This is a genomic window from Faecalibacterium longum (assembly GCF_040094125.1).
GTDB lineage: Bacteria > Bacillota > Clostridia > Oscillospirales > Ruminococcaceae > Faecalibacterium > Faecalibacterium longum.
The window spans coordinates 184586-199568 of sequence record NZ_JBBNIH010000170.1 but is presented as its reverse complement, the minus strand read 5'-3'; the positions used below and the strand labels follow the sequence as shown (position 1 = coordinate 199568).

The following is a 14983-nucleotide window of genomic DNA, read 5'->3' as shown; positions in this document are numbered from 1 at the left end:
CATAAGAATACTGGCAGACCGCCTCACCCTGTGCGTTGATACAAAAAGCTGCATCGACTGGCGCAAAGAAATCGGACGCGCTGCTTTTATGAATCAATATATGAAATTTTATTGAAAATCCATCATGGCGGTGGTAAAATAATCCTATAGTTCTGTCATGCTGTATCGATGCCCTTTTGTGGTATTCGGGAGTGCAGAACGGCAGCTGCCCAAGAGTTGTGAGGAGAACAATTTAATGAACAAAAGAACATTGCACCGCCTGTTTTCCGTGCTTGTGGCACTGGTGATGGCGGTCTCCCTGCTGACCGGCTGCGGAACAAAAACCGCCGAAAATGTGGAAAAGCAGGAGGATGCCCAGACCATTCAGGTGTATCTGTGGAGTACCAGCCTGTACGAAACCTATGCGCCCTATATCCAGTCCCAGCTGCCGGATGTAAATATTGAATTCATCGTGGGCAACAACGATTTGGATTTTTACAAGTTTTTGCAGGAGAACGGCGGTCTGCCGGATATCATCACCAGCTGCCGCTTCTCGCTGCACGATGCGGCCCCCTTGAAGGACAGCCTGATGAACCTTGCCTTGACCAACGAGGCGGGCGCTGTGTACAACACCTACCTCAACAGCTTCAAAAACGAGGACGGCAGCGTGAACTGGCTGCCGGTCTGCGCCGATGCCCACGGCTTTGTGGTCAACCGCAGCCTTTTTGAGCAGTACGATATTCCTCTGCCCACCCGATTACGAGAGCTTCGTTTCGGCCTGTCAGGCGTTTGAAAAAGTGGGCATCCGCGGCTTTACCGCCGATTATACCTACGACTATACCTGCATGGAAACGCTGCAGGGGCTTTCCGCTGCCGAGCTTACCACGACTGATGGGCGCAAGTGGCGCACTGCTTACAGCGACCCTGCCAGCACCGCACGGGTGGGTCTGGACGACACCGTGTGGCCGGGGGCGTTTGAGCGGATGGCGCAGTTCATTCAGGATACCCACCTCACGGCAGACGATCTTGCGTTGAATTACGACGATGTGACCGGGATGTTCCGGAACGGAGAAGTTGCCATGTACTTTGGCAGCTCTGCCGGTGTCAAGATGTTTCAGGATGAGGGCATCGACACGATCTTCCTGCCCTTCTTCAGCCAGAACGGCGAAAAGTGGATCATGACCACCCCGTATTTCCAGATCGCTCTGAACCGTGACCTCGAGCAGGACACCGCGCGCCGCGAAAAAGCCATAAAGGTGCTGAACGTCATGCTCTCCGAGGAGGCGCAGAGCCGCATCGTTGCCGACGGGCAGGATGTGCTGAGCTACAGCCAGAATGTCCCTCTGCGCCTGACCGAGTACATGAAGGACGTGCGCGATGTGGTGGAAGAAAACCACATGTATATCCGCATCGCCTCCAACGATTTCTTTGCCGTCTCCAAGGACGTTGTCTCCAAAATGATCGCGGGCGAGTACACGGCACGGCAGGCTTATCGTGCGTTCAATGCCAGGCTTCTTGCCGAAGAAACGCCTGACGATGACGAGATCGTGCTGACCTCCGGGAAGAGCTATTCCAATGTCTTCCACGCAAACGGCGGCAGCGCCTCCTTCTCCGTTATGGCGAACACGCTGCGGGGCGTTTATGGCACCGATGTGCTGCTTGCCACCGCAAACAGCTTTACCGGCAGTGTGCTGCAGGCAGATTATAACAAGAAAATGGCCGCTTCCATGATCATGCCCAACGGTCTGATGTCCCGCCAGCGCACCATGACCGGCGCAGAGCTGAAGGAGACCGTCCGCGCCTTTGTGGAGGGCTGCAAGGGTGGGTTTGTACCCTTCAACCGCGGCTCTCTGCCGGTGGTCAGCGGCATTGCCGTGGAGGTCAAAGAGGCAAGCGGCAGCTATACCCTGACCGGCATCACCCGGAATGGACAGCCGCTGAAGGACGACGACACCGTTACCGTGACCTGTCTGGCAGCGGAAAAACAGATGGAAGCGCTGCTTGCGAGCGAGAGCGGCACGTCTTTGGACGGAGATACATGGGTAAAAAACAGATGGCGCGATTATGTCTCCGGCGGCGGCGCAGCGCTTGCAGAGCCTGAAAACTACATTACGTTGAGGTGAGCGGGATGGTAGACGAAAAGCACGAATCCAAACGAAACTGCCATCCCCGGCAAAAATGGCTCCCTGTTGCTGCCATCCTTCTTCTGATCTTTCTGGCAGTCGGTTTCAGTGTCCAGTACATCTCGTTTGTGTCCCAGACCATCTATCAGGAAAGCACCTCGCATCTGGAAGAGGTGCTGCATAAATCCAATAATATGCTGAAAGAGATGGTACGCAAGAACCTGACCTATCTGCATCTGTACAACGGCTTTCTGGAAAGTACCTCGGATGAGGCCGAAATACAGGCGTATATCAGGGCGGCACAGCAGGAGGCTGGGTTTGCCGAATTCTACTTTCTTACCTATGACGGCAACTACATGACCGTGACCGGGAAAACGGGCTACCTTGGCCTGCAGACAAATCTGGACGAAGAGCTTGCCGACGGTAACGATATTGTGATGAATACGGCTCTGCCCGGCAAGCCCCAGATGCTGGCGTTCATCTGTCCCGAAACGCAGGGCAGCTACCGGGGCTTTGCCTACGATGCCGTTGCCATCACCTATTACAATGATGAGGTGCTGAGATTACTGGACAACTCTGCCTTTCAGGGCAATGCCAGCAACTATGTCATCTACCCGGATGGGCGGGTGGTCATCGACAATTCCGTAAACCGCACGGAAACGATCTACAACTTCGTTGCGATGCTGCGCGACCATTCCGACCTTTCCGAGGCGCAGATCCTTGATCTGTCCAATGCCTTTGCACAGGGCGACAGCGGAAACATGAAGTTAAAGCTGGGCGATACCAGTTATTATCTGGTCTACGAGGGCACGGCGGTCCAGAGCTGGACGATGCTGGGACTTGTCCCGGTCAGCATCGTCAATGCCAATCTGGATAAGCTGTGGTTCCATACGGTGCAGATCGTGGCGGGCATTGTCCTTGGCTTTGCCGCGCTGGCCATTCTGCTCGTTGTGCGCAGAGGCCATACTGCACTGCGCCAGAAGAACACCAAGCTCCTGTACCGGGATGAATTGTTCCAGAAGCTCTCGCTGAACGTGGACGACGTTTTCCTGATGTTGGACGCAGAGACCTCCAAGGTGGATTATGTCAGCCCGAACATTGAGCGTCTGCTGGGCATCCCGTGGAAAGAAGTCCGGCAAAATGCCTTTGCTCTGGACAAGCTGGGCGCCCCGGAGCAGGGCAAAAACTTTCTGGATGGGCTTCTCAGCGGACAGCAGCGGGAATGGGATTTCGAGTTTGAGCATCTGGAAACCAAAGAGCGCCGCTGGTTCCATAACATCGCCATAGGCAGCGAGGTGGAGGGCAGGACCAAATACATCCTTGTCATGTCCGACCGCACCGCCGACAAACAGGTAAATCAGGCGCTTTCGGATGCCGTTGCCGCCGCCGAGACTGCCAACCGCGCCAAGAGCACTTTCCTTTCCAATATGTCCCACGACATCCGCACCCCCATGAACGCCATCATCGGCTTTACCACACTGGCGATCAGCAATATCGACGACAAGGAGCGGGTGAAGGATTATCTGGCCAAGACCCTTGCTTCCAGCAACCATCTGCTCTCGCTCATCAACGATGTGCTGGATATGAGCCGCATCGAAAGTGGAAAGATCCATCTGGAAGAGGTGGAAGTCAACCTTTCGGATGTGCTGCACGATTTGAAAACCATTGTCAGTGGGCAGATTTACGCAAAACAGCTGGAGCTTTATATGGACGCGATGGATGTGACCGACGAGGATGTCTACTGCGATAAGACCCGGCTGAACCAGATCCTGCTGAACCTGCTGTCCAACGCCATCAAGTTTACCCCGGCGGGCGGCACGGTCTCGGTGCGGGTGCGCCAGCTTGCCGGGCAGGTGCGCGGCTGCGGGCAGTACGAGTTCCGCATCAAGGACAACGGCATCGGCATGAGCCCGGAATTTGCCAAAAAAATCTTTGAGCCGTTTGAGCGGGAGCGCACCTCCACGGTCAGCCGTATCCAAGGCACCGGCCTTGGCATGGCTATTACCAAAAACATCGTGGATATGATGGGCGGCAGCATCGAGGTGCAGACAGCGCAGGGCAAAGGCAGCGAGTTTATCATTCGTGTGCCGCTGCGGGTGCAGACAGAGCACCGCCCGGTGGAAAAGATCACCGAGCTGGAAGGCCTGAAGGCTCTGGTGGTGGACGACGATTTCAACACCTGCGACAGCGTGACAAAGATGCTGGTCAAGGTGGGAATGCGCGCGGAGTGGACCCTTTCCGGCAAGGAAGCGGTGCTGCGCGCGCGGCAGTCCATCGAGATGAGCGATGTCTACCACGCCTATATCATCGACTGGCGGCTGCCGGATATGAACGGCATCGAGGTCACCCGCCAGATACGCAGCCTGAACGACGATACCCCCATCATCATCCTGACGGCCTATGACTGGTCTGACATTGAGGTAGAGGCAAAGGCCGCCGGTGTGACCGCCTTCTGCTCCAAGCCCATGTTCTTGTCTGACCTGCGCGAGACTCTGATGAGCGCCCTCGGCCAGAAACTGACAGATGCGTCGCAGGAGCTTTTGCCGGAAAAGAACGCCGACTTTAAGGACAGACACATCCTGCTGGTAGAGGACAACGAGCTGAACCGCGAGATCGCGCAGGAGATCCTGCGCGAGTACGGCTTCCAGGTCGATACAGCGGAAAACGGTGAAGTGGCGGTGGAAAAGGTGAGCACCGCAGCGCCGGGCAGCTATGATCTGGTGCTGATGGATGTGCAGATGCCGGTGATGGATGGCTACACCGCCACCCGGAAGATCCGCGCACTGGATGACCCTGCCCGGGCAAAGCTCCCAATCCTTGCCATGACCGCCAACGCCTTCGACGAGGATCGCCGCAACGCATTGGAAAGCGGCATGAACGGCTTTTTGTCCAAGCCCATCGTGATCGGTGACCTTGTGCAGGAGCTGCGCAAGATCCTGTAAGCCAAACGCCTGTCAGACAAAAAATAAATAAAGCACCCGCAGCATTCGCTTCCAGAGGTCAAGAGCCTCTGCGAAGCCTGCTGCGGGTGCTTTTGCTTTTGTCGGCTGGCAGCCGTTATGATTTCAGTACATCTGCGAGGACCTGCAGCAGATGCGGAATATCCAGCGGCTTTGCAATGTGGCCGTCCATACCGGCCTTCAATGCATTCTGACGGTCTTCTTCAAAGGCATTTGCCGTCATTGCAAAGATGGGAATGTCTGCCTTTGCAGCATCCGGCAGGGCACGGATCTGCCGCGTTGCCTCGTAACCGTCCATCTTGGGCATCTGGATGTCCATTAAGATCAAATCGTACTGCCCGGGGGCCGCCTGCTTCATCTTCTGGACAGCGATCTCGCCATCCTCAGCAGTGTCTACCGCAAAGCCCGCTTCCTTCAGGATCTCCAGTGCGAGCTCGCGGTTCAAGGCATTGTCCTCCACCAGCAAAAGATTCTTTCCCCTGAGCTCGGCGGCAGCTGGCTGCGCTGGCTTACAGGCAGGCTCTGCACCGTACGGTTCCGCCAGCACTCTGCGCAGTTCGGAAAGGAACAGCGGCTTTTCGCAGAAGGCGGTCACTCCGGCAGCGCGGGCTTCCTCTTCAATATCCGTCCAATCGTAGGCCGTCAGAATGATGATAGGGCAGCTTTTCCCGATCACCTTGCGGATCTGCCGCACGACCTCGATGCCGTTCATATCGGGGATGAGCCAGTCGATGATGTAGACGCTGAATTCGTCGCCCTGCTCCATGGCGTATCGGGTGCGGATCACCGCTTCCCGGCCGGAGATCGTCCACTCCGGCCGCATCCCGATCTTGGACAGCATGGTGCTGACGCTCAGGCAGGTGTCGGTATCGTCGTCTGCTACCAATGCGCGCAGCCCTTCCAACTGCGGGAGCTGCTTGGGCTCCACCCTTTGTCCGCTGAGTGCGAAGCAGAGATCTACGATGAATTCGCTGCCCTTGCCCGGTTCACTTTCAATCGCAATGGTGCCGCCCATCATATCCACAATGTTCTTGGTGATGGACATGCCCAGGCCGGTACCCTGAATGCCGCTGACGGTGGAGCTTTCCTCCCGGCTGAACGCCTCAAAGATGTGCTTCTGGAACTCTTCGCTCATACCAATGCCATTGTCCTTGATGCGGAACTCATAGCAGCCACGGCCCTTGGGCGCACCGTTCTTCTGGGCAATGCGGATGCTGATCGTACCGCCTGTGGGAGTGAACTTGATGGCGTTGGACAAAATGTTCAGCAAGATCTGGTTCAGCCGCATCGGGTCGGTGATGATGTCCTCGTTCTCCACGTCCATGGTATCGATGAAAAGCGACAGCCGCTTTGCCGAAACATCGGGTTGGATGATGGAGCGCACATCGTGGACGAGGTCCGGCAGATGCACCGCTTTTTCTTCAATTTTTACTTTTCCGCTCTCGATGCGGCTCATATCCAGCACATCATTGATGAGGGAAAGCAGATGCTGGCTGGAGGTAGAGATCTTTTTCAGGTAGTCCAGCACCTGTTCCTTATTATCAATATGGGTCGCAGCCAGCGAGGTGAAGCCGATGATGGCGTTCATGGGGGTGCGAATATCGTGGCTCATATTGAACAGGAACTCCCGCTTGGCACGGTTTGCCGCACCCTCGTGCTGGAGTGCGATCTCCAGTTTGCGGTTCTGTTCCTCCAGCTGAGCCTGATACTTCTTCTCCTGCTCTTTCTTCTGCTGCTCCATCTCCTGCACGGAGCGTCTGCGCAGCACCCAAAGGACCATTACAAGCAGGATGTAACCGGCCAGCGCCATCAAAATCAGCGGAAACGATTCACGGAAGACGGATTTTTCATCCGTATACGCGTAGAGATCGAAAGACCTTCCGTGGCAGTACATTCCAAAATAGCAGCCGGAGCCGTTCCAATCGTGGGTATGGGTCAGCGTTTTGGCAGCCCCGGCTTTGCGGATCTCCCGCACCAGCGGACTGTCCGCAGCATCCTGCCCGATGAGCTCCGGGCGGTTAGAGGCGATGACCTGATTGTTCTGCACGATGAACAATGTGCCGCTGGTCTCAACCGAGTAGCCGTCCAGTACGCTCTGGATGGACAAGGCCGTTCCCTCTATAAATTCTGCCGGGGTATAGCGGTAGGCAAGCAGGATAGCCTCTTTGCTTTCTGCCCGGTGTGCCGCAACATCCACGGCAGACCCATCCTCCAGCAGGACACGCTTCAGGTAGGTCTTTTGCGGGTAAGAGAAAACGTCCAGAACCGTATCATTCTTGATCTGCTCTCCAAACCGGGCATAGCCGATGCCGTTCGTTGTGGATTCGCACAGGAGCGTACCGTCCGGAGACAGAACTGAAATACCTGTGAGCCAGAGCAGCTCTGCCTGCCTGTTCAGGCACTGCGGGTCGGAAAGGTCGAGCGCAGGGTCCTGTGCCAGCTGATGCACCGATACCGCCGTGCGGCGGAGCGTTTTGGCCACAACCGTATCGTTGTACTTTTCAAAGCTGGTGGACTGCGATTTGACAAAATCAAGAATCTGACAGAAACGAGCCTCCGTTGTGCGCAGCGCCCGCCAACCTGAGAAAAAAACGACGACGGCCATAAAAAGCACGCCGATGACCAGATAGATCCCCCATCTCCATGTATCCGGGGTGGTTCTGTTTTTACGTGCCAATGGTGTCCACCTCCAGATACTGCGAAGCATGTTCAAGATACTTGCCAAGGATCTGCTCCAGTGTGCCGTCTGTGCGCATCTGCGCAAGGGTGTCGGTCAACTGGCTGTCCAGACCGCGGGTGTCGTTCTTGGCAAAGGCGGCGCCCAGCCCGGTGACCAGCAGCGGTTCCTCCAAAATGCGGAACTCCACGGAATTGTCCTTCATGTATTGCAGAATGCCTGTCTCGTGGGCGGCGATGGCATCCACATAGCCGCAGGACAGCAGCGCGTACTGCACGCTGCGGTTTTCGATGCTGAGCACCTCCACCGTCTGCGGGATGCGCGGGTCGGAGCCGCTGAGAAAGATTTCCTCCGGCTTGCCGGTGCTCTGCACGGCGACGGTCTTGTCGGCAAGGTCGCTGAGGGATCGGATGCTGCTGTCGGCATCCACCGCAGCCACCTGACGGCTCACCATGTAAGGCCCCGCCCAGCGGTACATTTCTTCGCGTCCCTGCATGGAAAAGCAGCCCCAGATGCAGTCGATGGCGCCGCTTTCCACAAGATTTGTTTTCTGCTCCCAGTCGATCGTTTCAAACCGGGCAGCATACCCCATGCGGCGGAACGCTTCGGTGGCGATCTCCACGTCGATCCCGGCGGGAACGCCGTCATTGTTCAGATAAATATAGGGTGGATAGGTATCGCTTCCCACAATGATCTGCGGAAGACCGCTGTCCTTCGCGTTCGTTCCGCCGCAGGAAGTCAGACTGCCGACGGCAGCAGATGCCGCCAGCAGCGTGCAGCCGCGCAGAAATGCACGGCGTGAGATTCTGTGTTTCATTTGGGCGTTTTGTTCTCCTGTTTTATTGCATCCATTGCTCAGTTGTGCTGCTGTAATTCTTCTTTCAGGTCAGCCTGAATATCCGTCAGGCACTGCAGCAGCAGCGGGTTGAACGCTCCGCACTCGCTGTTCAGGATCATCTGCACGGCTTTTTCGTGGGAGAAGGCTTTTTTGTAGCAGCGTTCGCTGGTCAGTGCATCGTACACATCAGCCAGCGAAACCAGTTGTGCGCTGATGGGGATCTCATCGCCCTTCAGCCCATCCGGGTAGCCGCGCCCATCCCAGCGTTCGTGGTGCCAGCGGGCGATCTCGTAGGCCGTTTGCAGCAGCGGCTGCTCTGCAAAATTATCCAGATCATGCAGCATCTTGGCTCCCAGCATACTGTGGGTCTTCATGACCTCGAATTCCTCCGGGGTCAGCCTGCCGGGCTTATTAAGGACCTTTTCGTCAATGCCGATTTTTCCGATGTCGTGCAGGGCAGAAGCCAGCGGAATCATATCCTGCTGTTCCGCAGTGATAGAGTATTTGCTGCTGATCTCCAACAGACGGTGGAGCAGCAGCTCGGTGATGATACGGATGTGCCGCACATGGGCGCCGCTTTCGCCGTTGCGGAATTCTACGATATGACTCAGTACACCCACCAGCATATCCGTATTATTTTCACGGGCGCGGATCTGCTCAGAGACCATCTGCACCAGCCGCCGCTGCTTGGCGTACAGCTTGATGGTGTTGGTTACACGGCGGTACACGATACGAGCATCGAAGGGGCGATTGACATAATCACTTGCGCCCAGCTCATAGGAACGCCGGATCGTCGCATCGGAGTCCTCGCTGGAGATCATAATGACCGGGATATCCTCGATGGTGTGGTTGGCATTCATGGCTTTCAGCACTTCAAAGCCATCCATAACGGGCATATTGATGTCCAGCAGCACCAGTGCAATGTTTCCGGCTTCTGCCTGCAATTTTTCCATGCATTCCCGTCCGTTTTCTGCTTCCAGAATGTGGTAACTATCCCCCAGGATCTCTGTCAGCATCATGCGGTTCATTTCAGAGTCATCCACAAGAAGAATCTGCGGCTTCTCCTCCACCAGTTCTTCCTGCGCGGTCAGCGCGTTTTCGGGGAGTTCCACCGTGACGGCATTCTTGCGGCACTTTGCCTGATACATCAGCCAATCCGCCCGGCGAACGATGTTTTCCATAGGGTCGGCGAGGGACTGTATCGTTCCGCCAATGCTCAGCGAGATACGGAAATGCGAATAGCCGGGTACAGATGCCATCTGCGCGGCGGTGCGGATCTGTTCCAGTTTGGTCTGCAAAAAGTCTCCCGGAATGCAGGATAACACCAGCAGAAATTCGTCTCCGCCATAGCGGATGAGCAGGTCCGACGCCCGGATGCAGGACTGGATGGTGTTTGCCACCGTTTTCAGTGCCATATCTCCGGCGTAATGCCCATAGGTATCGTTGCAGATCTTGAAATCGTCCACATCTATCAGCGCGATCCCTGCGGGGCCGATGGATTTACGGACAACTTCTTCGTAATAGCGGCGGTTGTAAATTCCTGTCAGCGGATCTCGATAGAGTTTTTCTTTGAATGCCTGCTCCTGTGCAGTACGCTGCTCGGTGGTTTCGTCCATCGGTGCTTTCTGATTTTCGTTCAATCGCTTCAGCGTTTGCTCCGCTGCGGCAAGAGCAGCTTCCTGTCGATGAAGCTTTTTCAACAGCTGCTGCTCACGCGCTTTGTAATATTTCTCAATCTCGGAAAGTGTATTCACGTTCTGACCTTCTTCTACATTATTTACATCATTTGTGTGTTTCATCTGCGGAAACGCGCTTTTCCGCTATTTTTTAATGGGGGGGGGGTAACGCGGAAGCGTTTTACGGTCTGTTCTAGCGCTGCAATGTCCACGGGTTTGGAGAGATGTACATCCATCCCAGCTTCCTTGCTCTTCTGCATATCTTCCAAAAAGGCGTTGGCAGTCATGGCAAGGATGGGGATGATCCTGCCCAGTGGATTTTCGCCATTGCGAATGCGGCGGGTGGCCTCCAGGCCGTCCATCACCGGCATCTGAATGTCCATCAAAATCATGTCGTACTCGCCGGGCTTGACGCTGGCAAAGGCATCCACGATCTCCTGACCGTTGGGGTAAATTTTGCAGTGTGCGCCCTTGGATTCCAGCAGCATTTCCAGAATTTCGGCGTTGATGGCGTTATCCTCGGCGCAGAGGAACTTCATGCCGGACAGAGGAGAAGCGGTCTCTTCTTCCTCCGGGAGCACCTGTGCCTCTTGCACCGTATCTGCTTCGGCATCAATGGGAAATTCCAGCACGACCTCAAAGCGGGTGCCCTTGCCGGGGGTGCTCTCCACGTGGATGGTGCCGCCCATCAGGTCTACGATGCTCTTGGTGATGGCCATGCCAAGGCCGGTGCCCTGCACCTTATTGGTGCCGGATTTTTCCTCACGGGTAAAGGGGTCAAAAAGGGTCTTTTGGAACTCCTCGCTCATGCCGATGCCGTCATCCTGCACCACAAAGCGGTACCGGGCGAAGTGCTCGTTCCGGGGCAGCTCTTCCACCTCCAACCGGATATGCCCGCCCTTGGGCGTATATTTGACCGCGTTGGAGAGGATGTTCATCAGCACCTGATTCAGGCGGTTGGGGTCTGCCAGTACGTTTTCGTGCTGCAGATGGGTGTTTACCGTAAAGGTCTGGCGGCGCTGGCCTGCCTGCTGACGGATGATGCTGTCCAGCTGGCTGACCTGCTGGGGCAGGTTCATTTTTTCCACATTCAGGGTGGTCTTGCCGCTCTCGATGCGGCTCATATCCAGAATATTGTTGATGATGCCCAGCAGCAGCTGACCGGAAGTTTCCAGCTTGCCCAGATGTTCGGCCAGCTTTTCCGGCTGGTGCAGCTCGTTTTTCATCAGGGTGGTAATGCCGATGATGGCGTTCATGGGGGTACGGATGTCGTGGCTCATGTTGGAAAGGAAGTCCGTCTTGGCCTTGCTGGCGCGCTCTGCGGATTGCAAAGCCTCTGCTGCAACGACCTGCGCCTGCCGCAGCTCATCATTTACCTGCGTCAGATGGATGTTGTATTGTTCCAGACGGAGGTTCGCTTCTTTTTCAGTCCGCAGCTCCTGCTGCTGCTTTTGCCGCAGGAGAAACCAGCCAACGAAAACTGTTATGACCGAGAACATCATCGCAATGACGATGATGATGACCATGACGATGTTGACCAGCTTCTGCGTATTCACGGCCACATATTCTGCCGGAACAAGGAACGCCAGTGTCCACTGGGCGTTTTCCATCTGCTTCAGGGCGTAGAAATACTCAGTCCCATCCAGCACGGCGTTGGAATAGCAGGAGCCTGTGCGGGTAAGCCGCTCCTTTGCCCCCGCAAAGGAAGAGCCGTGCAGATAGGACATCCGGGAGAGGACGGTGTATACGTTGTGTCCCTTCAGCAGCTCGGTGTCATTGGCGTTGAACAGCTTAAAGCCGTTGTTGTCCAGCACATAGACACTGTTGCTGTTTTCGTAGGCGTCACAGCGGAAATAATCGTTCAGCTGGGTCATGCTCTGGGAGATGCCAAAGTAGCGCAGGGTGATCTCTTTTTCTCCGCTTTGCAGTGTGATGGGGGTGGAGAGCTGTTCCAGAAACACCATCCAGGAGTCGTCCTTGGTCAGCGAGTTGGAAATATAGCTGACCCGCTCCGGTGCGCTTTCCAGATAGTTCATTCCCCGCAGCAGCCCCATGCGGCCATACTCGGTATAATAATATCCGGCAGTATCCACGGCAATCAATTCGACCTGTTTTTCATGGTAATTGGAAAGCTCGGGCAGCTTTTTCAGATAGCGGTAGAGATCGGTATCGGTCTTTAGCGGGGTGTAGTACAAATAATTGCACTGCACATCCACCTCGTCCCAGTGGGTGTCGATGACATCCTCCAGATTGCGGAACATCTGGTGGGTGACCTCTTCCATCTGGCTCAGCCGCTCATGGTAGACAAGGTTCTGGATGTAGGTCTGGCTCATGACAAAAAGGGTCAGGAGCGACACGATGATGACAAAGCCGAAGCCACCAAACAGCTTTTTATAGATTTTGTTGTTCACATCCAGTATCTCCTGTCCGTTTTGTTTAAGGTGTACCCTAGCTCCATGCGGTATCTGCCCGGCTGATGGTGGTGTATGCGCCAAAGAAGGCTTTTGCGGCATCCATGCCCACCACACCGCTGTCTGTGACCGTGGTCTCCGCAGCCAACTGGTCGCTCACACCGCAGATTGCAACCTGATAGGTCTTGCCCGCCTCCGGCTGCACCGGGCTTACCAGCACATAGGGGTAGCCCTTGCCGTTGCCGTAGGCATCGTAACCAGAAGCAAGCAGGTCGCTGATCTGCTGCCCGGTCAGGGAAACGGTCTGGATGGTGCGGTTCCAGCCGGTGGGCAGAATGACCGAAAGGTCGTAATCCGTAATATCCTTGGCGTACAGTTTGGCCGCTACGCCGTGGTGGTTCTGATCGGTGGGGTTGCCGGGGATCCATGTGCTCAGCGAGACCAGCGCAAGGTCGCTGCCGGTAGCCTGTGCAAAGCAGCGACCCACCAGCATGGCGCAGTCCTCCTGCGAAAGCTCCTCCGTAACGGTAGTGATAACATCCGGGGTGTTGTGCACCACGCTATCCTGATCCTCGTCCATCTGACGGATCACATCCTCCATGGTAGCATCGCCCTTGATAAAGTCCAGCATTTTAAGGCCGGTGGTCACGATGGTGTTTTCCCAGCCGGAATAGATAAAGGGCGCGGTGTTGCCTGCGTTCAGGGCATCGGCGATGTCGGCATAGTAGGTGCCGTCCGCTTTTGCGTCCTTGAAGGGCAGCAGGCTGCTTTTCAGCACCGTTGCGGGCTGCAGAGCGCTGGTGCCTGCAACGGTGGAAAGCACACGCATCACCTTGAGCGCATCTTCCAGCTTCTGGGGATCCTGCTCCAGCTTTTTATTCAGACCGTAGAAGCGGTTCACATTCAGCACAAAAACATTCTGGGTGCCGTCCTCGGAAAGATACGGCATCAGGCCGAATTTATCGGCATTGCCGTCTGCCTCCACAATGCCGTTGGTGTTTCCAATCAAAAACAGGGTGTTCCCCTCAGCCATCCTCTGCCGGGTCACATTGTCGTCAAGAGCGTCGCCGGTGTCGTTCAGCATCCCGATGTCCTTCCACTTCTGGACATAGGCCATGGCCTGCATCATGCCGGGGGTATTGCTGACATTCGCCTTACCGGACAGATAATCCCGCTGCCACAGCCTGCCGTCCAGTGTGCCGAGGAAATCGGCGTCTGCAATGTTGCACAGATACTGGAAACCGTAGCCCGGATACTGGATCTGCGGCAGACAGAGATTGACCCCGGCTTCCTTTGCCTTTGCAGCCAGTTCTTCCAGCTCAGCGAAAGAATTGGGCAGCTCCCAGCCGTATTTCTTCAGCAGGGTCTTGTTGTAGGTGATGCCGTAGCAGTTGTAGGTCGAGGGCAGCAGGTAGATGGCACCGTTGTCGAACACGTCTTGCAGACGGGACTCCACATAGTTATCCGTAAAATCGTAGCCGGAAAGGTCCAGCAGTTTGTTGGAGACCAGATCGATCCGGGGGTCGTAGTGGGTCAAGGTGCAGACGTCCGGCAGGTCGCCCGCCGCAAACATATTCTGCAGACAGGTGGTGGTGTTATCGCCGCTGTAGGGCACGACCTCGATGTTCACTTCCGGGTAAACGCTGTGTACCTGCTCAATAAAGGCTTCTATCTCCTTATAAGGTGCCATAAAGGTGATGGCTTCGTGAGCAGCGTCTTTTTTAGCTGTTTCGGTCTTAGTGCCGCCGCAGGCGGTCAGTGCTGCCGTTGCCGCAGTAATACCGCAGACCTGCAAAAACGAGCGGCGGGAGATCTTTTTCATCATATAAATATACTTTCTCACATTTTCGGAAAGCAATACTACGCAGGTGCAGTAGCGAAGTGCTGCCTTAGCTATTCTTACACATCCCACAGGAACTCCGACGCTTGCGGCCTGTCCGCACGGGGCTTTGCGCCGAGTTTCCATAAAATGACAATATAATTGTACCATTGCGGCAAAGGCGTTTCAAGTTGATTTTGAACGTCTTGCAATATTTTGCATGAAAAATATGGAAAGTTCTGAATTTCGCTGACTGGAAATAGACTGAAGTGACACATATCACGACCAGATGGACCGAAAAGGGGGATTCGATGAAAAAAACTCCTTTTATTCTGCACGAAAAATTTCGTTCAGACAACAACGAACAGCGCAAAGAACGGTTTCAAAAGGAATTTGAGCGATACATCATCGATGGATTACTCAATGCTGTTCCTTCAAGATCCTGTGCCTGATGTGGCATCCCTGAATTTGAAGGAGGGATGCGTTATGCTGCGCATGGA

8 protein-coding genes are annotated in these 14983 nt (G+C 55.3%); 3 read left to right on the top strand and 5 right to left on the bottom strand.

The genetic code is table 11. The features are described 5' to 3' along the window. Window positions 1-235 precede the first annotated feature (235 nt). Genes AAAU26_RS13285 through AAAU26_RS13275 form a run of 3 tightly spaced genes read left to right on the top strand, consistent with a single transcriptional unit; the run spans window position 236 to window position 5044 of the window. A complete protein-coding gene (locus AAAU26_RS13285) occupies window positions 236-772 on the top strand; it encodes a hypothetical protein (RefSeq protein ID WP_227618408.1) in 537 nt (178 codons plus the stop codon). Beyond that, window positions 705-2102, top strand: a complete 1398-nt coding sequence (locus tag AAAU26_RS13280) for a carbohydrate ABC transporter substrate-binding protein (RefSeq protein WP_227618407.1) — start codon at window positions 705-707, stop codon at window positions 2100-2102. The genes AAAU26_RS13285 and AAAU26_RS13280 overlap by 68 nt, the downstream gene beginning before the upstream one ends. A 5-nt stretch (window positions 2103-2107) precedes the next feature. After that, window positions 2108-5044: a PAS domain-containing hybrid sensor histidine kinase/response regulator gene (locus tag AAAU26_RS13275; RefSeq protein WP_227618406.1), complete on the top strand. Its 2937-nt coding sequence runs from the start codon at window positions 2108-2110 to the stop codon at window positions 5042-5044. A 115-nt stretch (window positions 5045-5159) separates the two neighbouring features. Here AAAU26_RS13275 and AAAU26_RS13270 read toward each other — a convergent pair whose 3' ends face one another. From AAAU26_RS13270 to AAAU26_RS13250, 5 genes are read right to left on the bottom strand one after another with little or no spacing between them, the layout of a single operon-like run. Continuing rightward, a complete protein-coding gene (locus tag AAAU26_RS13270; RefSeq protein WP_227618405.1) occupies window positions 5160-7739 on the bottom strand; it encodes a response regulator in 2580 nt (859 codons plus the stop codon). Further along, window positions 7729-8556 (bottom strand): substrate-binding periplasmic protein, encoded by an 828-nt coding sequence (locus tag AAAU26_RS13265; RefSeq protein ID WP_227618404.1) that lies wholly within the window; start codon window positions 8554-8556, stop codon window positions 7729-7731. Before AAAU26_RS13265 ends, AAAU26_RS13270 begins: the two co-directional genes overlap by 11 nt. 38 nt (window positions 8557-8594) lie before the next feature. Then, window positions 8595-10331 (bottom strand): diguanylate cyclase, encoded by a 1737-nt coding sequence (locus AAAU26_RS13260; RefSeq protein ID WP_320443567.1) that lies wholly within the window; start codon window positions 10329-10331, stop codon window positions 8595-8597. Window positions 10332-10372: 41 nt separating this feature from the next. Next, window positions 10373-12664, bottom strand: a complete 2292-nt coding sequence (locus AAAU26_RS13255; RefSeq protein WP_227618402.1) for a hybrid sensor histidine kinase/response regulator — start codon at window positions 12662-12664, stop codon at window positions 10373-10375. Between the two features lie 37 nt (window positions 12665-12701). After that, a complete protein-coding gene (locus AAAU26_RS13250; RefSeq protein ID WP_227618401.1) occupies window positions 12702-14489 on the bottom strand; it encodes an extracellular solute-binding protein in 1788 nt (595 codons plus the stop codon). Between the last annotated feature and the right edge of the window lie 494 nt (window positions 14490-14983).